14 protein-coding genes and 1 tRNA gene are annotated in these 23,927 nt (G+C 34.2%); 11 read left to right on the forward strand and 4 right to left on the reverse strand.

The window, feature by feature from the left end; genetic code table 11:
- The 3 genes from HM986_RS11450 to HM986_RS11460 form a co-directional block, all read left to right on the forward strand.
- The coding region (locus HM986_RS11450) for a DUF7507 domain-containing protein (protein WP_179335234.1) at positions 1-3,741 on the forward strand (3,741 nt) is incomplete at its 5' end.
- A 33-nt stretch (positions 3,742-3,774) separates the two neighbouring features.
- Entirely contained in the window at positions 3,775-4,701 is a 927-nt protein-coding gene (locus tag HM986_RS11455; RefSeq protein WP_179335235.1) for a PorP/SprF family type IX secretion system membrane protein, read from the forward strand.
- Positions 4,702-4,711: 10 nt separating this feature from the next.
- Positions 4,712-6,688 carry an OmpA family protein gene (locus HM986_RS11460; RefSeq protein ID WP_179335236.1) on the forward strand — a complete coding sequence of 659 codons (1,977 nt, stop codon included), beginning with the start codon at positions 4,712-4,714 and terminating at the stop codon, positions 6,686-6,688.
- Positions 6,689-6,850: 162 nt separating this feature from the next.
- On the opposite strand, the gene HM986_RS11465 is transcribed toward HM986_RS11460, so the two are convergent.
- A complete protein-coding gene (locus HM986_RS11465) occupies positions 6,851-7,000 on the reverse strand; it encodes a hypothetical protein (protein WP_179335237.1) in 150 nt (49 codons plus the stop codon).
- 389 nt (positions 7,001-7,389) lie between these two features.
- Here HM986_RS11465 and HM986_RS11470 point away from each other — a divergent pair, with 389 nt between their 5' ends.
- The 8 genes from HM986_RS11470 to HM986_RS11505 all read left to right on the forward strand — a co-directional run bounded on the left by HM986_RS11470 (position 7,390) and on the right by HM986_RS11505 (position 20,994).
- A complete protein-coding gene (locus HM986_RS11470; protein ID WP_179335238.1) occupies positions 7,390-15,549 on the forward strand; it encodes a DUF7507 domain-containing protein in 8,160 nt (2,719 codons plus the stop codon).
- Between the two features lie 14 nt (positions 15,550-15,563).
- Positions 15,564-16,499: a PorP/SprF family type IX secretion system membrane protein gene (locus HM986_RS11475; RefSeq protein WP_179335239.1), complete on the forward strand. Its 936-nt coding sequence runs from the start codon at positions 15,564-15,566 to the stop codon at positions 16,497-16,499.
- A gap of 12 nt (positions 16,500-16,511) precedes the next feature.
- Entirely contained in the window at positions 16,512-18,467 is a 1,956-nt protein-coding gene (locus tag HM986_RS11480) for an OmpA family protein (protein ID WP_179335240.1), read from the forward strand.
- A gap of 125 nt (positions 18,468-18,592) precedes the next feature.
- Positions 18,593-19,117, forward strand: coding sequence for an isopentenyl-diphosphate Delta-isomerase (gene idi / locus HM986_RS11485; protein ID WP_179335241.1), 525 nt, complete (start codon positions 18,593-18,595; stop codon positions 19,115-19,117).
- On the forward strand, positions 19,117-19,527 hold the full coding sequence (locus tag HM986_RS11490; protein ID WP_179335242.1) for a 6-pyruvoyl trahydropterin synthase family protein: 411 nt from the start codon (positions 19,117-19,119) through the stop codon (positions 19,525-19,527). The genes idi and HM986_RS11490 overlap by 1 nt, the downstream gene beginning before the upstream one ends.
- A gap of 9 nt (positions 19,528-19,536) precedes the next feature.
- Positions 19,537-20,499 (forward strand): type I phosphomannose isomerase catalytic subunit, encoded by a 963-nt coding sequence (locus HM986_RS11495; RefSeq protein WP_179335243.1) that lies wholly within the window; start codon positions 19,537-19,539, stop codon positions 20,497-20,499.
- A gap of 81 nt (positions 20,500-20,580) precedes the next feature.
- Positions 20,581-20,850, forward strand: coding sequence for a hypothetical protein (locus HM986_RS11500; RefSeq protein WP_020896681.1), 270 nt, complete (start codon positions 20,581-20,583; stop codon positions 20,848-20,850).
- Positions 20,851-20,920: 70 nt separating this feature from the next.
- A tRNA-Thr gene (locus tag HM986_RS11505) sits at positions 20,921-20,994 on the forward strand.
- A 215-nt stretch (positions 20,995-21,209) separates the two neighbouring features.
- On the opposite strand, the gene HM986_RS11510 is transcribed toward HM986_RS11505, so the two are convergent.
- The 3 genes from HM986_RS11510 to HM986_RS11520 all read right to left on the reverse strand — a co-directional run bounded on the left by HM986_RS11510 (position 21,210) and on the right by HM986_RS11520 (position 23,918).
- Positions 21,210-21,920 (reverse strand): DUF4369 domain-containing protein, encoded by a 711-nt coding sequence (locus HM986_RS11510; protein ID WP_179335244.1) that lies wholly within the window; start codon positions 21,918-21,920, stop codon positions 21,210-21,212.
- 50 nt (positions 21,921-21,970) lie between these two features.
- The gene (locus HM986_RS11515; RefSeq protein ID WP_246288501.1) at positions 21,971-23,185 is read right to left on the reverse strand and encodes a DUF819 family protein; all 1,215 of its coding nucleotides are present in this window, start codon (positions 23,183-23,185) and stop codon (positions 21,971-21,973) included.
- A 553-nt stretch (positions 23,186-23,738) separates the two neighbouring features.
- Positions 23,739-23,918, reverse strand: a complete 180-nt coding sequence (locus HM986_RS11520; RefSeq protein ID WP_179335246.1) for an Arc family DNA-binding protein — start codon at positions 23,916-23,918, stop codon at positions 23,739-23,741.
- Between the last annotated feature and the right edge of the window lie 9 nt (positions 23,919-23,927).

The raw sequence follows: 23,927 nt of genomic DNA on the forward strand, positions 1-23,927 counted from the left end.
ATTGATCAAGACGATGTAGATTTAGGATCAATCACTAACAGTGCTACCGCAACAGGCGATAGTCCAAGTGGAACAGATGATGTAAGTGATGTGAGTGATAATGGTGATGAAACAGTAGATGGTCCAGATGTAGATACGGATCCAACAAATGATCCAACAATAACACCAATTGTTCAAGATGCAGCATTAACTTTAACTAAAACGGTAGCTATCACAACTGATGCTTCACCAGCAGGGACAAGTCTAGGCGATGTATTAACGTATACATTTAGTGTAACAAACACAGGAAACGTAACGGTAGACAATATTACTATTGCTGATGCTTTCACAGGAACAACAGGATTGGCCATTAGTCCATCAAGTTTAGTACCAGGTGCAACAGGAACAGCAACAGTAACTTATACAATTGATCAAGACGATGTAGATTTAGGATCAATCACTAACAGTGCCACCGCAACAGGCGATAGTCCAAGTGGAACAGATGATGTAAGTGATGTGAGTGATAATGGCGATGAAACAGTAGATGGTCCAGATGTAGATACGGATCCAACAAATGATCCAACAATAACACCAATTGTTCAAGATGCAGCATTAACTTTAACTAAAACGGTAGCTATCACAACTGATGCTTCACCAACAGGGACAAGTTTAGGAGATGTATTAACGTATACATTTAGCGTAACAAACACAGGAAACGTAACGGTAGACAATATTACTATTGCTGATGCTTTCACAGGAACAACAGGATTGGTCATTAGTCCATCAAGTTTAGTACCAGGTGCAACAGGAACAGCAACAGTAACTTATACAATTGATCAAGATGATGTAGATTTAGGATCAATCACTAACAGTGCTACCGCAACAGGCGATAGTCCAAGTGGAACAGATGATGTAAGTGATGTGAGTGATAATGGTGATGAATTAGCAGATGGCCCCGATGCAGATACGGATCCAACAAATGATCCAACAGTAACACCAATTGTTCAAGATGCAGCATTAACTTTAACTAAAACGGTAGCCATCACAACTGATGCTTCACCAACAGGGACAAGTTTAGGAGATGTATTAACGTATACGTTTAGCGTAACAAACACAGGAAACGTAACGGTAGACAATATTACTATTGCTGATGCTTTCACAGGAACAACAGGATTGGCCATTAGTCCATCAAGTTTAGTACCAGGTGCAACAGGAACAGCAACAGTAACTTATACAATTGATCAAGACGATGTAGATTTAGGATCAATCACTAACAGTGCTACCGCAACAGGCGATAGTCCAAGTGGAACAGATGATGTAAGTGATGTGAGTGATAATGGTGATGAAACAGTAGATGGTCCAGATGTAGATACGGATCCAACAAATGATCCAACAGTAACACCAATTGTTCAAGATGCAGCATTAACTTTAACTAAAACGGTAGCTATCACAACTGATGCTTCACCAGCAGGGACAAGTCTAGGCGATGTATTAACGTATACATTTAGTGTAACAAACACAGGAAACGTAACGGTAGACAATATTACTATTGCTGATGCTTTCACAGGAACAACAGGATTGGCCATTAGTCCATCAAGTTTAGTGCCAGGTGCAACAGGAACAGCAACAGTAACTTATACGATTGATCAAGATGATGTAGATTTAGGATCAATCACTAACAGTGCTACCGCAACAGGCGATAGTCCAAGTGGAACAGATGATGTAAGTGATGTGAGTGATAATGGTGATGAATTAGCAGATGGCCCCGATGCAGATACGGATCCAACAAATGATCCAACAGTAACACCAATTGTAGCATTACCAAGTCTAGAAGCCGTTAAGACGGTAGCACTTACAACAGATGTATTACCAACGGGCTTAAGTTTAGGAGATACCATGACCTATACAATTACTGTAGAAAACACCGGAAACGTAAGCTTAGATAATGTAGCTATCACGGATACCTTTGTAGATGCTAATGGTAATACTTTAACTTTATTAACAGGCCCAACATTTAATAGTTCAGATGCCGGAAGTGCAGAAGGTTTATTAGCAGTAGGAGAAACGGCAACATATACAGCAACTTATGTTATAGAACAAGATGCAATAGACGCAGGTGGTTTTAGCAACAGTGTTTTAGTTGAAGGCGATAGTCCAGCAGGAACAACAGTTGATGATACCAGTGATGATGACGATGACGCTGATGGCAATACAGAAGATGATGCTACAGTAACAACAATTACAGCATCACCAAGTCTAGAAGCTGTTAAAACAGTAGCAATCAGTAATGATGTATTACCAACGGGCTTAAGTTTAGGAGATACAATGACCTATACGATAACTGTAGAAAACACCGGAAACGTAAGCTTAGATAATGTAGCTATCACGGATACCTTTGTAGATGCTAATGGTAATACTTTAACTTTATTAACAGGCCCAACATTTAATAGTTCAGATGCCGGAAGTGCAGAAGGTTTATTAGCAGTAGGAGAAACGGCAACATATACAGCAACTTATGTTATAGAACAAGATGCAATAGACGCAGGTGGTTTTAGCAACAGTGTTTTAGTTGAAGGCGATAGTCCAGCGGGAACAACAGTTGATGATACAAGTGATGATGATGATGATAGTGATGGCAATACAGAAGATGATGCCACAGTAGCAACGATAGCATCAAACCCAAGTATTAGTTTAATAAAAACCACTTTAGAGTTAGAAGATACTAATGGAGATGGTACAGCGGGAGGCTTAGGAGACTTAATTTCATACGTATTTACTGTAGAGAATACAGGAAATGTTACACTAACAGATATTGTAGTTGTAGATAATCTACCTGGTTTAAATTTAGTAGGTGGATCAATTGGTCAATTACTACCTGGTGAAATTGATAGCACAACATTTACAGCAACGTACGAGATTACACAGGCTGATTTAGATGAAGGCAATGTTACCAATTCAGCAACAGTAAGTAGTGAAGGTCCTAGAGGTGATTTAGGAAATCCTTCAGATGATATTGTTGACACTAGTGACGATCCAAATAATCTTGATAATATTGATGCAAATGGTGATGGTAATCCAGATGACCCAACAGTAACCATTGTTAATTCATTATATGATTTAGAAGTTACTAAAATTGTAGATGTACTAGAGCCTGTGATCGGTTCGCAAGTCATATTTACTATAGAGGTTGCTAATATTGGTAATGTCACTGCTACGGATGTCATTATCAGTGAGCAAATACCAAGTGGTTATGATTATGTGTCGCATATCTCAACAACTGGAAACATTAGTTATTCAGATATTACAGGTGAATGGATATTAGTACAATTAGATCCAGACCAAGTTGAAATTTTAGAGATTACAGTTGAAGTATTAGGATTTGGTGATTATCTAAATATAGCATATATAGATAGCTCAGTAGGCGGTATTGATGTTAATGAAGTTAATGATGAGAGTAGTGCCGAAGTAGACCCAATATGTTTAACAATCTACAATGAATTTTCACCAAACGGTGATAATGTTAATGAAACATTTGTAATAGATTGTTTAGAAAGATATACTGATAACAAACTAGAAATTTATAACCGTTGGGGTAATTTAGTTTACAGTAAGAGAGGTTATTTAAACGACTGGAATGGAAGTTCTAACGGTCGTTCTGTAATTAATAAATCTGATGAATTGCCAGTAGGAACTTACTATTATGTACTTGATTTAGGTGATGGTTCAGATCCAAGAGTTGGATGGGTATACCTTAATAGATAAACTAATTAACACGGAATTATAAAATATATTAGAATGATACATAAATCATCAATAATAAAAAGATTAGTAGTTTTAGTATTTGTACTTGTTAGTGCTCATAGTATGGCTCAACAAGATCCACAATACACACACTATATGTTTAATACCTTGAGTGTTAATCCAGCCTATGCAGGTCAAAGGGAAACGCTGAGTGTTGTAGGTATACATAGAAGTCAATGGGTTGGTATAGACGGAGCTCCACAAACGCAATCATTAGGTATTCACTCACCTTTACGTAATGAACGTATTGGTCTAGGTTTAAATGTTGTAAGTGATGCATTAGGACCAGCAAAAGAGACTTTTGTAGATGCTAATTTCTCCTATACTATTCCCTTAAATGTAAATGATTTAAAATTGTCGTTTGGAGTAAAAGGTGGGCTACATATTTTAGATACAGATTGGAGTAAAGGACGTTTTCAAAATCCAGATGTTGTATTTGATGATAATATAAATAGAACATCACCAATAGTAGGTGCAGGTTTGTATTTACACACTAGAAAGTGGTATTTCGGTGCTGCTGTTCCTAATTTCTTGCAAACCGATCATTATGATGACTATATAGAATCTGTAGCAACAGAGCGCATGCACTTCTACCTTATAGGAGGGTATGTGTTTAATCTTAGTGAGACAACAGAATTTAAACCCGCCTTTTTAGTTAAAGGGGTTTCTGGTGCACCTATTATAGCAGATGTTTCTGCTAACTTTTGGTTTCAGAAAAAATTAACAGCAGGCTTAGCTTGGAGATGGGATGATTCAGTTAGTGCGCTAGCAGGATTTCAAGTAACACCAGGAATGTTTGTTGGTTATAGTTATGATATGACAACTACAGGATTAAATAATTACAATAGCGGAAGCCACGAAATTACCCTAAGATTTGAAGTAAAAAGATTAGGTAGAATATTATCCCCACGTTTCTTTTAAAAATATGAAAATGAAAAACAAATCTACGTACGCACTGTTAATTGTAGCACTTTTAGTATCAACCTTGGCATTTGCGCAAAATGGAAAAATTCAAAGCGTTAAAGATGATTATGAAGATTTTGCTTACGTAAAGACAAGTGAAGTTTTATTAGAAGTAGCAAATAAAGGCTATAAATCTGTAGAATTATTTCAGAAATTAGGTAACTCTTTTTATTTCAGAAATGAAATGAAAGATGCCGCTAAATGGTATGCGGAATTAATTGCGCTTAAAGAAGTTATTGAACCTGAATATTATTTTAGATACGCATTAGCACTCAAAGGCAATGGAGATTATGAAGATTCTGATAAGTGGATGCAGAAATTTAATGAATTAAAGCCTGAAGATTTAAGAGGAAAAGCTTTTATGTCTAAAGTAGATTACAAAACGACTATTGAAGATTTAAGTAGAGATGATATAGAACTTGTAAATTTAGATATCAATACGGAGCTCTCAGATTTTGGGACAACAGAATATGAAAATACAATTGTTTTTGCCTCTGCTAGAGGTGGTGGTCGTAAATACAGATGGAATGAGCAACCTTATTTAGATTTGTATGCAGTAGAATATAAAGACGATGGCACTTTTGGTGAGGTAAAGGAACTTAAAGGAGAGGTTAATACTAAGTTTCACGAATCGAGTGCTGTGTTTTCTCCGAATGGAAAGTATGTTTTTTTTACAAGGAATAATTATTTCAATTCAAGATATAAAGAAGATGATTCAGGAATCAATAGATTACAATTGTACAGAGCAGCATTAAATGAAGATGGGGAATGGGTAAATATTCACAAGATACATTTTAATAGTGAAGATTATAGTGTAGCGCATCCAACATTAAATGTAACAGGGTCTAAGCTATACTTTGTATCTGATATGCCAGGAACTTTTGGTCAGTCAGATATATTTGTAGTAGATGTAAACGATGATGGGACTTTAGGAGAACCTTCAAATTTAGGACCTACTATTAATACCGAAGGAAAAGAGTCATTTCCTTTTATGAACACTAATGGTGATTTATATTTTTCATCAAATGGTTATCCTGGTTTAGGTGGTTTTGATGTTTTTAAATCAGAAGATTTAGATAGTCAACTTAGTATAAGTTTAAAAAGAAGTTTCAAAATAGAAAACGCAGGAAAACCTGTTAACAGTGAGGCTGATGATTTTGGGTACTACGAAAACTTAGTAACCAAGCGTGTTTATTTTAGTTCTAATAGAGAAGGAGGAAAAGGAAGCGACGATATTTATACGTTCAATATCACAGAATGTAATCAATTAGTTACAGGGACTGTTCAAGATAAAAATACAAACGCATTAATACCTAATGCAACGGTGGTTTTATATGATGGTGAAGGGAATGAAATCGAACGAAAAATAATAGATGACGATGCTACATTTGAATTTGATTTAGGTTGTCGAACAGAATACTTAATTAGAGGAGAAAAAGATAAATACGCTTCAGATGAAAAACGTTTTACAACTCCGTCAAAGCAACAAAAATTACAATTGCAGTTACTATTAGAGATTGATGAGCAACAAATAGAACCTTGTGATGATTTAGCTAAGGTTTTGGATATTCCAATCATCTATTTTGATTTTGATAAATCTAACGTTAGATACGACGCAGAGATTGAATTACAAAAAGTACTAGCGGTATTAAATAAATACCCTACAATGCATATTGATATTCGCTCTCATACAGATTGTAGAGGAACGGCTTCCTATAATGAAAAATTATCAGAACGACGTGCTAAATCTACACGTCAATATTTAATAGATAAGGGTATTCCAATAGACCGTTTAACTGCTAAAGGTTATGGCGAATCACGATTAGTAAATGATTGTGGTTGCGAACCGACTAGTGAATCTTCTTGTTCAGAAGAGGAGCACCAATTAAACAGACGTAGTGAATTTATTATCACAAGCATTGATGGAAAAACATGTGACGATTAGTAAAAAAACATATACTTAAATAATAATTTCAAAAAGTCGCTTATTTTATAAGCGGCTTTTTTTTGTCCTATTTCGTTTTAGTGCATCAAGTAATAATATTAACGGCTTTATATCTCAAGTTTTTTTAAACTATGATACGGTTAAGTTAATTGTAGACTGTTTTTATTTGTTGTCTTCTTCTTCTTCTTCTTCTTGAGATTTATCAATTATAAACAGATTGATCTGTTGGTATGCTGATTTTCTATGAGTTACGATAGCATCTAAAGTACTTAGTAATTGTGTTTTTTTCTTGATTATTAGAGGGTATATCATGTTAAATGTTAAAAAAACATGTATTTCAGCGAAAAAAACTACCAATAAACAATCCTTAGTTAATTAATGTTAATTTTATTGAGTATTGATAATGTAAGCTGTTTTTTATTGAATTTAATTCAATAAATGGTTATTTCATTTAAAAAATTAAGATAAAATTAACGTTTTCTTAACTCTTATTTCATCCTCAATACATTTCCATTTTTAATGATCTTTCCCCTACGAAACATTGTTAGTAAGACATAATTAATATTTCCCAGTATTAGAATCTCATAGGTTAGCTTAAGAGTCTTTGTGTTTTTTTTGATTAACAAGTTTACTGATAGTGATTCATTTATTATTAGTTGTTGAATAATATATACTAACTAACTATTATATACTTATAAATTATGAAAACACCTACTTACTCATGCATAATTATTAAACAGTTCTTTTTTCGTACAAAATCAATATTATCCTTATTAGGTTTAGCATTTATGCTACTTTCTTTTATACACCCAAAAGATTTAGATACTTACGAAATACTTAGCGAATATGTCGTCCCAATCACCAATCCATGTAATACAGATTTTCCTACACCTATTACAGCATTAAATTATGATGATTTATCGGTTACATCTGATACTGACGGTATCTGTATTTTAGGTTGTGGTATAGGTGATGAAGATTATTTAATTGATTCAAATGACAGTAATTATACCACTTTAACTACGCTTGTTGGTTTAGGGGTCACTCATACTTTAAGGGTGACTGATACTACTACGGATGAATTTTATACTGCAGGTGGTTTTGCAGGTTTTTTAATTGAAAACACCTCTGTGGTACGAGTTGATCTACTCAATAAAATGGTGATTACAACATTTTTAGATGGAGTAGTACAAGAGTTAAAGGAAAGTAGTTCGTTAGCTGCTGTAAATAGTGACTTATTATCGAGTAATCAATTTTATGTCGGATTTGAAACAACGCTAGATTTTGATGCTATTGAAATTTCGATATCAAGTATTGCGGGTGTTTTTTCTAGAACAAAAGTATATGCTGCTGTCACTGAAAATTTTTGTGCAGGACCAGAATTAATATGTAATACTCCAACCATGTTTACCAAACCAGAATTTCCTGCACGAATCGTGGAGGAACACACTGGGATGGGCGGATTTTTAAGTGTTGGAAATGTTATTGATGTTGAAGCAGCTGTAGATTCTAATACAAATAATTATGCGAGTATAAATATTGTTTTAGGTGTCTTAGCAACAGGAAGTTTGGCTATAAAAGATGAATTTATAAACTATCCAGCAAATACATATGCTGGTTTTGATATCGAAAATTCATCCGTACTAAATTTAGATTTATTTGATAGTGTTACTATTACAACATATTTGGATGGTTCGTTTCAAGAAAGTCAAACAGGGAGCTCAGAACTCATAGCTATAAATAGTGCTTTACTATTAACAGGTACAGAGCGCTCTCGGGTAGGTTTTGTCTCAACGTTACCCTTTGATGAAGTTCAAATCAGTATTAATCAAACCGCTTCAGTAAACTTAGGAAGTACAAGAGTTTACGGATTAGTTTTAGAATCATTTTGTGAAGGGGAATTAGATTGTAATACGGCAACAGTATTAAGCAATCCATCGCAACCGGTAATTATTAATAATAGCAATACAGGAGTAGACGGCTTAGCTTGTGTTGGTTGTGAAGTGGATAATGCTATAAATGTAATCAGCGAAAGCAATTCAGATTTTGCAATGATAAATGTTATTGCAGGTGTTGCTAATTCAGCTTCCATTTCAGTAGAAAATGTATTAAGTGCTTTTCCTTTAGGAAGTACGGCAGGATTTATAATTAGAGATACCAATGATTTATTAGAACTAGATTTATTAAATTCTTTAAAACTAACCACGTATTTAGACGGTATAGAACAAGAGTCTGAAACGTCGAGTAGTTTACTAGCACTCGAGGCTTTAGGATTAGTAAATATAACACCTTCATATACGGATGGATTTTATTTAGTAGGATTTGAAACGAGTCTTCCCTATGATGAAGTAAGAATATCAGTTAGTGCTTTGGCAGCAGTTATTAATAGTATAGAGGTTTATGGAAGTTATGTAGACACTTCAATTAAAATTGAAGAAACGATTATCAATGAAACTGTTCTTGGAGTCTCGGATGGTAGTATATCTGTATCTGTAACAGGTGGTACTCCACCGTATGCGTATCAGTGGAGTCCAGGAGGCGAAACTTCAAATTCAATTAGCGGTTTATCTCCAGGAACTTATACAGTAGCGGTTACGGATGCTTTAGGCTGTGTAGATACGGTTGAATTTATTGTTTATACAGATGGTGTTCAATATCCTGTACCTTGTAATACTCTCGATCCCGTAGAAATTACATCAATGGGTTTTACGGATTTATCAGTGTTTAAAAATACGACAGGGATCTGTGCTATAGGATGTGGTGTTGATAATGAAGGGAATCTATTAGATGAAGATAATAACAACTACGCAACCATAGCAACAGTCGTTGGTTTAGGTGTAACACATTCGTTAACAGTAACAGACGAAACGGTTGATGAATTTTTTACAGGAGGTGGTTATGCTGGTATGTTAATAGAAAACAATTCTGTTCTACAAGCAGATTTATTGGAAGCCATTGTAATCACAACCTATTTAGATGGTGTAGAACAAGAATCAGAAACAAATACAGCTTTAGCTGTAGTGAATAGCACATTATTAGGAACTGATAAATATTATGTAGGGTTTTATACAACCATGGATTATGATGCCGTTGAAATATCAATTTCAAGTTTATTGAATGTGCTTTCTACTACTAATGTTTACCATGCTGTGACCAACAGTTTTTGTGAAGGTCCAGATTTAATATGTAATACACCAACAGCATTAACAAAACCAGATTTTCCGGTAAGAATTGTGGACGAACACACAGGTACAGGTGGGGTATTAAGTGTTGGAAGTGTTAATAATACAAATCGTCTTTTTGATTCAAATACGGGTAATTATGCAACAATCGATCTGTTAGCAAGTGTTGCGGGAACTGCTTCATTAGCGGTTAAAGATGAAATAACGGATTATCCGGCGATGACTTATGCAGGATTTGATATTGAAAATGCAACGCTTTTAAATACACAATTGTTCGATGCTATAACCGTTTCGACCTATCTAGACGGCACATTTGTTGAGTCGCGCACAGGGTCAACTGAGCTTGTTCCTGTAAATTCAGGTTTATTACTAACTAGTAACGAAGCTTTAAGAGTGGGGTTTGTTTCAACAGCTCCTTTTGATGAAGTGCAAATCACGCTCTCTCAGCTTGTGTCTTTAAATTTAGGAAGTACACGCGTCTATAGTATGGTTTTAGAATCTTTTTGTCCTGGAACGATAAACTGTGATGAGCCTTATGTATTATCTAATCCAAACGATTCTGTAATTATCAATTCATACAAAACAGGAACCGAAGGCATAGCTTGTGTGGCTTGTGAAGTTGATAATTCGCAAAATGTAATTTCTCAAGAAGGAAGTGATTTTGCTCTAATTAATGTTGTAGCGGGAGTTGCAAGTACAGCTTCAATTTCTGTACAAGATGTACTTTTAGATTATCCGATTGGTACAAGAGCAGGTTTTATTATAAGAGATACCAATGATTTATTAGAAGTTGATTTATTAAACTCAATAACACTGACAACTTATCTTGATGGTCTTCAACAAGAGCAAAGAACAGCAGGTAATTTACTAGCTTTAGAAGCATTGGGTTTAATAAATATTACTCCATTAACTACTGATGGTTTATACATTGTTGCTTTTAATGCTGCCTTAAGCTTTGATGAAATACAAATTACCATCGCATCACTGGCAGGTATTATCAATTCAATTGAAGTGTATGGTGGTTATATCGATGCCACAAATTCAATTTTATGTGATACAGCTAAAATTGCTGTTATTAAAACAGGAGTATTTAATGATGAGAATAGTGATAGCTGTAGCGATTCTGGTGAAACGATCACTTATAATTTCAGTGTGACTAATGAAGGAATTGTTGATTTTGCTTCAGTAGAATTGACAGACCTAATGGTAGGTGGAGTACTTACTTTGGTTTCGGGAGATGTAGATGATGATAATGAGTTAGATGTTGATGAAACGTGGCTATATACAGCAGATTATACAATAACTCCATCTGATATAGATATTGGTATGGTAAGTAATCAAGCTACAGTTGAAGCTGTAAATGTTATCGATGGTACAATGGAAACAGACCTTTCAGATGATGACAGTGTTTTTGAAGATAATCCAACCGAAACAATTCTATGTCAATCAGCCGATATCGCAGTAATTAAAACAGCTGTTTTTAACGATGAGAATAATGATAGTTGTAGTGATTCTGGAGAAACTATAACGTATACATTTAATGTTACTAACGAAGGAAATACAAGTGTTACTTCAGTAGTGTTAACGGATGACATGTTAGGTGGAATTATCGCTTTAGCATCTGGAGATGATGATGCAGATAATGAATTAGATGTTGACGAAACTTGGGTCTATACCGAAGATTATACATTAGTACAATCTGATATTGATTCGGGTATTTTAAATAATCAAGCCACGGTTACAGGAATAGATAGTATCGATGGTTCAGAGGTAACAGATCTTTCTGATGATAATAGTGTTCTAGAAGATCATCCAACCGAAACAAATTTATGTCAATCAGCAGATATCGCAGTAATTAAAACAGCTGTTTTTAACGACGAGAATAATGATAATTGTACGGATTCTGGAGAAACTATAACCTATACATTTAATGTAACTAACGAAGGAAATACAAGTATTACTGCGGTAGAATTAACTGATACTATGTTAGGTGGAATTATCGCTTTAGCATCTGGAGATGATGATGCAGATAATGAATTAGATGTTGACGAAACTTGGATCTATACGGCGAATTATACAGTAGTGCAATCTGATATTGATGCTGGTATTGTCAGTAATCAAGCGACTGTTACCGGAATAGATAGTATAGATGGTTCAGAGGTAACCGATCTTTCTGATGACAATAGTGTTTTAGAAGATGAAGCAACTGAAACAGATTTATGTCAAACAGCAGAAATTGCCGTAATCAAAACAGGTATTTATAACGATGATAACGTAGACGGTTGCGGAAATGAAGGTGAAACTATTACGTATACATTTTCGGTTACTAACGAAGGAAATACGAGCATAACTACAGTAGAGTTAACAGATACGATGCTAGGAGGAATAATCGCGTTAGCATCAGGAGACGATGATACAGATAATGAATTAGATGTTGATGAAACTTGGATCTATACAGCAGATTATACGTTATTACAAACAGATATTGATGCTGGTGTTGTCAATAATCAAGCAACCGTAACAGGAGTAGATAGTATTGATGGTTCAACGGTAACAGATCTTTCAGATGATAATAGTGTTTTGGAAGATGATGCAACTGAAACTGACTTATGTCAATCTGCAGAAATTGCAGTCATTAAAACGGGTGTATTAAATGATGAGAACAATGATAGTTGTAGCGATGCAGGTGAAACGATTACGTATACGTTTAACGTAACTAACGAAGGGAATTCAAGTATTATTTCTGTAGAATTAACAGACACAATGTTAGGTGGAATAATCGCTTTAGCGTCTGGCGATGCAGATGCAGATAATGAATTAGATGCTAATGAAACTTGGATTTATACAGCAGCGTACACACTGACACAATCTGATATTGATGCAGGTGCTGTAAACAACCAAGCGACTGTAACAGGAATCAATATTATAGATAATTCAGTATTAACGGATTTATCAGATGATGATAGCGTTTTGGAAGATGGTGTTACTGAAACACTTTTATGTCAAACAACTGAAATCGCCTTAATAAAAACGGGAGACCTTAACGAGGCTAATAACGATGGTTGTGGTAACGTAGATGAAACAATTACGTACACATTTACGGTAACTAATGAAGGAAATACGACTATCACTTCAGTCGAGTTATCAGATTTGATGTTAGGTGGAGTTATTACTATAGCGTCTGGAGATACAGATGCAGATAACGAGTTAGATGTTGATGAAACCTGGATCTATACCGCAAATTATATACTTACCCAATCTGATATTGATTCTGGTGTTGTAACAAATCAGGCAACTGTCACAGGTTTAAATAGTATAGATGGCGCTATCGTAACGGACCTATCAGATGATGATAGTGTTTCTGAAGACGATATCACTGAAACATCAATATGTCAAACAGCTGAAATTGCAGTAATCAAAACAGCGGAAGTTAATGACGAGGATAATGATGGCTGTGGTAATGTAAACGAAACTATTACGTATACCTTTACGGTAACTAATGAAGGAAATACGACTATCACTTCAGTCGAGTTATCAGATTTGATGTTAGGTGGGATAATCGCTATAGCGTCTGGAGATACAGATGCAGATAACGAGTTAGATGTTGATGAAACCTGGATCTATACCGCAAATTATATACTTACCCAATCTGATATTGATTCTGGTGTTGTAACAAATCAGGCAACTGTCACAGGTTTAAATAGTATAGATGGCGCTATCGTAACGGACCTATCAGATGATGATAGTGTTTCTGAAGACGATATCACTGAAACATCAATATGTCAAACAGCTGAAATTGCAGTAATCAAAACAGCGGAAGTTAATGACGAGGATAATGATGGCTGTGGTAATGTAAACGAAACTATTACGTATACCTTTACGGTAACTAATGAAGGAAATACGACTATCACTTCAGTCGAGTTATCAGATTTGATGTTAGGTGGGATAATCGCTATAGCGTCTGGAGATACAGATGCAGATAACGAGTTAGATGTTGATGAAACATGGATTTATACCGCAGATTATACACTTACGCAATCCGATATTGATGCTGGTGTTGTAACTAACCAAGCTACGGTTACAGGTTTAGATAGTATAGATGGCTCTATCGTAACAGATCTTTCAGATGATGATAGTGTTTCTGAAGATGATATTACTCAAACATTACTATGTCAAACAGCAGTCATAGCAGTGGTGAAAACAGGTGTTTATAATGACTTAAATACTGATGGTTGCGCTAATGCGGGTGAAACAATTACTTATAATTTTACGGTAACTAATGAAGGGAATTCAAGTATTACTTCGGTAGAGTTAACTGACACTATGTTAGGTGGGATAATGGACATGTCTTATGGTGATGATGATACGGATAATGAATTAGACGTCGATGAGGTTTGGTTCTATACAGCAGATTATATAATAACACAAGCAGATATTGATATTGGGTTTGTAAATAATCAAGCGACTGTTTCAGGAGTAAGTAGTATTAACGGAGCTGTGTTAACTGATTTGTCGGATGATAATAGTGCCTTAGAAAATGATATTACTGATGTGTTTCTATGTCAGAGACCAGCTATTGCAGTGTTAAAAACAGGAGTGTTTAATGACGATAATTTAGATGGATGTGGAGATATAGGTGAAACAATCAGCTATACGTTTCAAGTTACTAATGAAGGCAATTTAAGTGTGCCTGCGGTGGAGTTATGGGATAGTATGTTGGGAGGAGTTATGATCTTAGCATCCGGAGATGATGATATTGATAATGAGTTAGATGTTGATGAAACATGGTGGTATATGGCAGAGTATGTTTTAACGCAGTCTGATGTTGATGCAGGTGTTGTAAATAATCAAGCTACTCTTACGGGAATGAATATGATGGATGGCACCATGTTAACAGATTTATCAGATGATGATAACGTGATGGAAGATGACGTAACAACGACTATACTATGTCAATCCGGATCGATATCTCTCGAAAAAGTAGGAGTATTTAACGATGAGAATAGAAACGACATTGCTGAGGTAGGTGAGACTTTAACTTACACATTTACTATTTATAATACAGGATCAGTCACCCTCACGAATATTAGTATAGAAGATCCTCTTCCGGGTATAGTAATTGAAGGTGGTCCGCTTGCTTCTTTAGCACCTGGTGAAATAGATGACTTCACTTTTACAGCTACATATACACTCACGCAAGAGGATATTGACAATGGAAAAATAACAAATCAAGCTATTGTTACTAGTACTGGGGCGGATGGAGAAACCTATTCTGATACATCTGATGATCCAAATAATTTTGATGATGTGGATAATAACAATGATGATGAACCAGATGACCCTACAGTTACAGACTTACCTGAAACACTCGGTACGGATTTTGAAATATTTAATGCAGTTACGCCAGATGGTAATGGTGAAAATGATTTCTTTAGAATAGTTGGGATAGAAGATTTTCCTAACAATAATCTTAAAATATTTAATCGTTGGGGAATTTTAATTTATGAAATGGATGGCTATGGTATAAATGGTAGAGTATTTAGAGGGTTCTCAGATGGACGGAGCACTGTTAATAGAGATGAGGAATTACCTACCGGAACTTATTTCTATATACTAAGAAGGTTTATCGGAAGCCAAACTTTAACTAATGAAGGATATTTATATATAAAAAATAACTAAACCCCAAAAATCTTATGAAACATTATTTTTTATTACTACTAATTTTTATGAGTGTTAGTTTGAGTTTTTCTCAACAAGATTCGCAATACACTCAATATATGTATAACACACAAGTCATTAATCCTGGCTATATAGGGTCTAAAGATGTACTCAGTTTTGGACTATTATATAGATCGCAGTGGGTAGGGTTTGAAGGCGCCCCAAAAACAGGAACATTCACAATAAGTTCTCCAATAGGCGATACTAAAAAAATGGGAATAGGACTTTCTATTGTGAACGATCAAATTGGGCCTGCTACAGAAACAAGCATTGTTGCTGATTATTCATATTCTCTAATGTTTTCCGATGTATCAAGATTGTCATTTGGTGTAAAAGCAGGAGTGAATTTCTTAGACGTCGATTATACTAAGCTCAACATTTATGATGATAATGATTTTCAGTTTGAAGAAAATATAAATAATAGGCTTTATCCACAAATAGGGGCTGGAATATATTATAATACAGATAAACTGTACTTAGGTTTGTCGGTTCCTAACCTTTTAAATTCAAAACATTATAATGCGGATAGTATAGATGATATTAGTGCTGATGCTCTTGCCATTGAACGCTTACATTACTTTTTGATTGCAGGTTATGTTTTTGACATTAATAAGAATTTAAAATTTAAACCAGCAACGATGATTAAGATGGTTGATGGGTCTCCGCTTCAAGTTGATATTTCTGGAAACTTTCTAATTAATGAAAAATTTACGTTAGGTGCAGCATATCGCTTTGATGCTGCGATTACTGCCATGGCAGGATTTCAAATAACCAATAAATTGTTTGTAGGTATGGGGTATGATTACCAAACCACAGATATTGAAACTTACAGTGATGGCTCCTATGAGGTATTCTTAAAATTTGATGTTTTTAAAAATGTCGAACGCATACTAACCCCTAGATTTTTCTAAATTTTTAAGATTATGAATACACATACATATAAATTATTACTATGTTTTTTATCAGTCATTTTCTTTATGAGTTCTTTTGCTCAAACAGGAACATTAGAAAAGGCAAATGTCAAATACGATAAATATCATTATATAGATGCTCGAGAGATTTATTTGAAGGTAGTTGCTAATGGTTATCAGTCTGCCGAAATTTATAGGAAGTTGAGCGAGACCTATTATTTTAATAGTGAATATTCCGGAGCTTCTAAATGGTATTATAAATTGCTAAATGAGTTTCCAGATGATTTGGTTGTGACGGATTATTTTAGAGCAGCACAATGTTTAAAAAGTTCAGGAGAACCGAGAGAAGCTGACCGACTAATGAAAATTTATAAAGCTAAAGGTGGCACAGCTCTTACTATAGATTCTTATAAAAATGTAGCGGATACGCTTTTTGAAAAAGGAGTGAATGATAAATTATTTGAACTCGATAAAATAACTGTAAATACTGAGTATTCAGATTTCGGTCCCGCATTTTATGGTGATAAAATTGTTTTTGCATCGAGTGATAAATCTGTAGATACATTTAAAGAAAAATCTGTTGATCTTGCAGGGTGGGATAAACAGCCTTTTTTAGATTTATATCAGGTTGTGGTAGATGAAGACTTGAATCTAAAAGAAGTAGAGCTTTTAAAAGGTGAGATTAATACAAAATATCATGAGTCTACTGCTGTTTTTTCTAAAGATGGAAATACTATGTATTTTACCCGGAATAATTTTTTAGATGGAAAGAAAAGGCGAGATAAAGATTTTGTGATAAGACTTAAGATCTACAAGGCGACTAAAACGGGAGATTCATGGGGAGATGTAAAAGAGCTTCCTTTTAATAGTGATAGCTATTCTATTGGTCACCCAGCATTAAGTATTGACGAAGATAGACTTTACTTTGCTTCTGATATGCCTGGTACATTTGGGATGTCTGACTTATGGTATGTTGATGTATTAGAAAGCGACAGTTATACCAAACCCGTAAATATGGGGGGTAAAATTAACACAGCTGCTAGAGAAACATTTCCATTTATAAGTACAGAAAATAATTTATACTTCTCTAGTGATGGTCATAAAGGTTATGGCGGTTTAGATATTTTTGTAACAAAACTAAACGAAGATGATTTTGGTGAAATAGCCACCTTTGGTGCGCCTATTAATAGTGTAAAAGATGATTTTAGTTTTATAATTAAAGAAGGACGAATCGGTTATTTTACGTCAAATCGAGATGGTGATGAAGGAAGTAAAAGTGATGATATCTATCAAATTTGGGAGCGGTGTGAAATAACAATTCAAGGACCGGTTACAGATGAAGATACAGGTGAATTAATACCCAATGCTGAGGTTACACTGCTAGATAGTAATAATGTCGAAATTCAGAAACTAGTTACAAGTGGTGATGCACTATTTACATTTAATTTAGATTGTAACGAACGGTATGTTATTAGAGCAAAAAAAGAGGGGTATAATCCGAAAGAAGAGATTTTTGAAACACCTAAGAATCCGAAAACAATTGAAATGCCTATTGTTTTAAATATGCCATTGATGCTAAAGGTTTCAGATCCATGTCCACCTAATGATTTAGGTTGTAAACTAACTCTTCAGCCTATTTATTTTGATTATGACCAGTCCAATGTTCGCTTAGATGCAGAGATAGAATTAGCTAAGATATTAGCGGCACTAAAGGAATATCCGCACTTAAAAATACATATAGAATCTCATACAGATTCAAGAGGTAGAGCTGCTTATAATCTAAAATTATCACAACGTAGAGCTAAATCTAGCTTACAGTGGTTATTAGATAAAGGAATTACTAAAAACAGATTGTCAGCAAAAGGTTATGGGGAATCGCAATTGATTAATAAGTGTATTAACAATGTAGAGTGTAGCGAAGTAGAACATCAATTAAATCGCAGATCCATGTTTATTATAAAAGAATAAAATCTAAATTGATTCATTATAAAAGACCTTGGCTATTTTTTATAGTCAAGGTATTTTGTAGTATTTCAATTCCTTTTTGTGAAAACATTGATGGATTTTAAAATTTTACTTGGTATTTTTGTGATATGATCGAAGAACAAGTCATCTTAGTAGATGAAAATGATAATAAAGTTGGTTTAATGCCAAAAATGGAAGCGCATGAAAAGGCGCTTTTACATCGAGCATTTTCTGTGTTTATATTTAATGATAAGAACGAACTGATGCTTCAGCAACGTGCTATGCATAAATATCATACCCCAGGTTTATGGACTAATACATGTTGCAGTCATCAACGTGATGGAGAAACGAACCTGCAGGCAGGAAAGCGCCGTTTGCAAGAAGAAATGGGTTTTGTAACAGACTTAGAAGAGAAGACCTCATTTATTTATAAAGCTCCTTTTGATAACGGGTTAACAGAACATGAGTTCGACCACATTATGGTAGGCTACTACAATGACAAGCCAAATATTAATCCAGATGAAGTGGAGCGTTGGAAATGGATGACATTAGAAGCTGTAAAGGCTGATATCGCTCAGAATCCACAACTTTATACGGCTTGGTTCAAAATAATTTTTGAGAAATTTTATGAATTTATAAACGTTAATAAATAATGCGAGTTACAGTTCATAGAAAAGCACATTTTAATGCGGCACACCGGCTTTATAGAAAAGACTGGAGTTTTGAGAAGAATGATGTTGTTTTTGGCTTATGTAATAATCCTAATTTTCATGGGCATAATTATGAGTTAATTGCAAGCGTTACAGGAGAAATTGATCCTGAGACTGGTTACGTAATTGATATTAAGATATTGAAGGATATAATTAAATCAGAAGTCGAAGATGCCTTTGATCATAAGAATTTAAATGTGGAAGTTCCTGAATTTAAAAACCTAAATCCTACGGCAGAGAATATTGTTGTAGTTATCTATAATAAAATTAAAACGAAGCTCGACCCGAAGTTTCATCTCGAAATCACATTATACGAGACACCTCGTAACTTTGTGACTTATTCAGGAAATTAATTAAGAAGCATGCTATATCCGCTAAAATTTCAACCGATTCTTAAAGATAAAATTTGGGGAGGAGAAAAACTGAATCTCCATTTCAATAAAGATTCGGATTCAAAAAATCTAGGTGAGAGTTGGGAGGTTAGTACTGTTCCAAATGATATTTCCGTGGTTTGTAATGGAGAATTAAAAGGTCAGTCACTACAAAACCTTGTCAATGCTCATAAGTCTAAGTTGTTAGGAGATAAAAATTGGAAACGTTTTGGCAACGAGTTTCCATTGCTCATCAAATTTATTGATGCCAAAGAAGATTTAAGTATTCAGTTACATCCCAATGATGAATTGGCAAAAAAACGACACAATTCCTTTGGTAAAACTGAGATGTGGTATATAATGCAAGCAGACAAAGACGCTAATCTTATTGTTGGATTTAAAGGAGAGGTCGATAAAGAGACTTACTTAAAGAATTTAGAAAATAATACGCTTACTGAAATTTTAAATTTTGATAAGGTAAAAGAAGGGGATACCTATTTTATAGAAGCCGGAAGAGTCCATGCTATTGGAGCAGGAGTATTATTAGCAGAAATTCAACAAACTAGTGATGTTACCTATCGTGTTTATGATTGGGATCGTGTTGATAGTAACGGTAATACACGCGAATTGCATAACGATATCGCTATTGATGCTTTTGATTTTGAAATGGAAAATAATTTTAAAATCGATTATCTAAAGCAGAAAAATGTATCTAATGAAGTGGTAAGTTGCCCTTTTTTTACTACAAATTTTATAGAGATAACGTCTGATATTGAAATTGAAAACACACACGATTCATTTTTAATATATATGTGTATCGATGGAGATGTTGAGGTTTCTACTGAAGATTCTAAAGAACATATTTCTAAAGGTGAAACCATTCTGATTCCTGCTGAAATTAAAAATTTTAAATTGAAATCGGGTTATGGTAAACTTCTAGAAGTGTACGTTTAAAACTTACGATAAAAAATAATAATGAGAATCAAATAACTAAAAGGATTTAGTACTTTTGCGGTTATTATAAAAATAATTATCATGTCGAATAAAAGAGATTTAAAAAAAGATATCAATTACGTATTAGGAGATATCATTGAAGCAGTTTACGTTTGGGAATTAGCGAATGCAGAAAAGCCAACAAAAGAAAGTGAAGCTGTTATAGATGAAGCTATCGTAACGTTTGATGAGTTAATTGCTCGTGTTAACGATAGAGGTGCAGAAAATAAAAAAGCTCATTTTAAGGCAATTAGCGCAGACCTTGAAACTAAAGGAAGAGCACTTATCGAAAAAATCAATAAATTAAAGTAAATTGATTTGCAAATTTGAAAATCTATTTTAAATTTGCGCTCGCTTACCGAAATAAGGTAAGCATGTTTTTGCCGATGTAGCTCAGCTGGCTAGAGCAGCTGATTTGTAATCAGCAGGTCGTGGGTTCGAGTCCCTCCATCGGCTCTTAATTAAAACTTCAATTACTGTAAAGTCGTTGGAGTTTTTTTTTTGTCCTATGAAATGGTGTATAGGTGTGTGGGTTGATTAGATGGGGCACGATAAAAGTTATTCCGCTTATCTAACCTTTATTAAATAAAAAATCCAATCATGGTTATGACTGGATTTTAAAATTGTAATTGCATGTTCTATGCCAAAATATACAGTGTTCTTATAACGTATTATTTAGCAGAGGTTCTATTTGCTATAAATTCACCTAGCTTTTTACCGTATAGCGAATTCTTAATTTCAGGATTAAGATTATTATAAATTGAATCTATATATATCGGATTCGTGTTTTGTGTCCCATACAACGCTAAATAAGGTGCAATTTCACTATCCTTATTATTCATAGCAAATTGAATAGTGTAGGCATACTTTCGCTTTATTAAGTTGTCGGCTAATCTATTCAACGAATCTAAGGCAATACTGTCCTTTTTTTCTTTAACCTTAAAACTGGCTTCAATGATATCTAGATTTCTGTCATTATAACGAGATAAAACGTCGAGGTATTCCTTTAGAAGATCTTGTTGCTTAGAGCCTTTAATTTCAGAATCATAACTAAAGCCTTTCAATGTAGAAGTTATTTCAGTAATTCCTTTATCTGCGAAAAATGGAATGTAATGTTCTTCACCATCATTTTTAAAAAGTTTTAAATAGAGAAGTATAGGTTCGTCTAATTGCGTATGTAGTGTAAATTCAGATTGACCTGTAATAGTCATAGAATCCAAATCAACGATACTAGAATCTCCATCTTTTTGAAGATACACCACGCCCTTTTTTAAGCCTTTAATACTTCCCTTTAGGGTAAAGTTAGCATCATTGTTTTTTCCACAAGAAACCGCTAATGCTATTAATATAATGAGACTAAATACTTTGTTTAATTTTGTCATGTTTGCTAAATAATTAGGTGCGCAAATATCTTATAATAGTTTAATAAATACTAACCTGCAGCTGCTAATTTCATAAGTTCTGCACATAGAATTGCTCCATAAGTTCCAACAACATAACCAAAGACAGCTAATAAAGCTCCAACGGTAGCTAAAGAAGGATGAAAAGCAGCAGCAACAACTGGAGCAGAAGCAGCTCCTCCAACATTAGCTTGGCTTCCAACGGCTAAGAAGAAGAATGGTGCTTTAATAAGTTTTGCAACTAGAATTAATAATAAAGCATGGATGGTCATCCAAACTAATCCAATTAATATAAGTCCAGGGTTTTCAAATATTTTACCTAAGTCCATTTTCATTCCGATGGTTGCAACAAGAATATATATAAAAACGCTTCCTATTTTACTAGCACCTGCTCCTTCATAATTTTTAGCTTTTGTGAATGATAATAATACACCAATTAGTGTGGCAATAGATATGAGCCAGAAGAAACCACTACCGAAAGATGATAAGGGGCTTTTAGGATTACTAACTGCTTCAAAGTTATTTTTTAGATAAACAGATATATTGTCGGCTCCGAAATGGGCAATGCCAACGGCACCAAAAGCAAATGCTAGAATCACAAGAATATCCGTTAGTGATGGATTACGTGTGATTTTATCACTAAAAGCTTGTACTTTATTTTGAAGTTCATCAATTGCGGTGTTATCTGCGTTCAACCAATTATCTATCTTTTTTCGTTTACCAATTCCTAATAATATTATGGCCATCCAAATATTAGCTACAACAATATCAACTAAAACCATGCCGCCATAAAGCTCTTGGTTAAACTCATAGATCTCTAACATTGCAGCCTGGTTTGCACCACCTCCAATCCAACTTCCGGCTAGTGTTGCTAATCCTCTCCACGTGGCATCAAACCCTGCCCCACCAACAGTTTCGGGAGAGAAGGATGAAATTAATAAAATAGCTATTGGTCCTCCTATAACGATTCCTATAGTGCCCGTAAAGAACATTACTAGTGCTTTCCATCCTAAATTAAAAATGGCCTTTAAGTCGATACTTAATGTTAAAAGTACAAGTGAAGCTGGTAATAAATAGCGGCTAGCAATAAAATAGGTTTCCGAAATTTCATCTGAAATTAAACCAAATGAATTAAATATGGCAGGAACTAAATAACACATTAGTAAGGCAGGTACGATGCGATAGAATTTGTACCAAAAACCAGTTTTTTTAGATTCTGTAAAAAAAACAAATCCTAAAGCAATCATTAATAAACCAAAGACGATAGCATCGTTTTTAAATAGAACCCACTGATTGGCTGTAGACTTTTCAATCTTTTGTTTTTTTAATGGAACATTAGTTCCATCAACAATAAAGTTAGTAGATATTACATTTATTAATTCTCTTTCCTTGAAGCGACTTACTGTTCGCATTTTTAAGTCGAATAAAGATGCTTTTTTTTCAAAAGTTACATCTGATAAACTTATATATTCAATAGTGTGAATATTATTGTTTTTATTATACAGATAAGTACCTTCAACTATTTTTTTACTAGGTATAAATTGAACAACATCAGCTAAATCGTCAGAAATAGTGAATTTAATTTTAAAGGCATTAAAACTAATAGAATCTATTTTTACCGGGATAATAAATTCTTCGGAATGATTTGTATTCGATTTTTCAAAAGTTAATGTCTGAGCAAATGAAAAATTGATGCAAAATAAGAATAGTATTAATAGTGTTTTAAATATTGATTTCATATTCTAGCTTTATTTAGTCGCAAAATACAAAAATTTAAAACGAAAGAAGTGACCGTTCCCTTCACTTTTTTTCTGTAGAATTATCTTTTGGCTTGGGTTGCCTATTGTGTTCTTTTAGATGCTGCATTAGCATCCATTCTATCTGACCGTTAGTACTACGAAACTCATCCGAAGCCCATTTTTCAATGGCTTTCAGCATATCTTCATTCATTCGTAATGCAAAGGCTTTCTTTTTAGACATTATAGTTTA

The sequence above is a fragment of the Winogradskyella costae genome (assembly GCF_013403865.1).
GTDB classification, from domain to species: Bacteria; Bacteroidota; Bacteroidia; order Flavobacteriales; family Flavobacteriaceae; genus Winogradskyella; species Winogradskyella costae.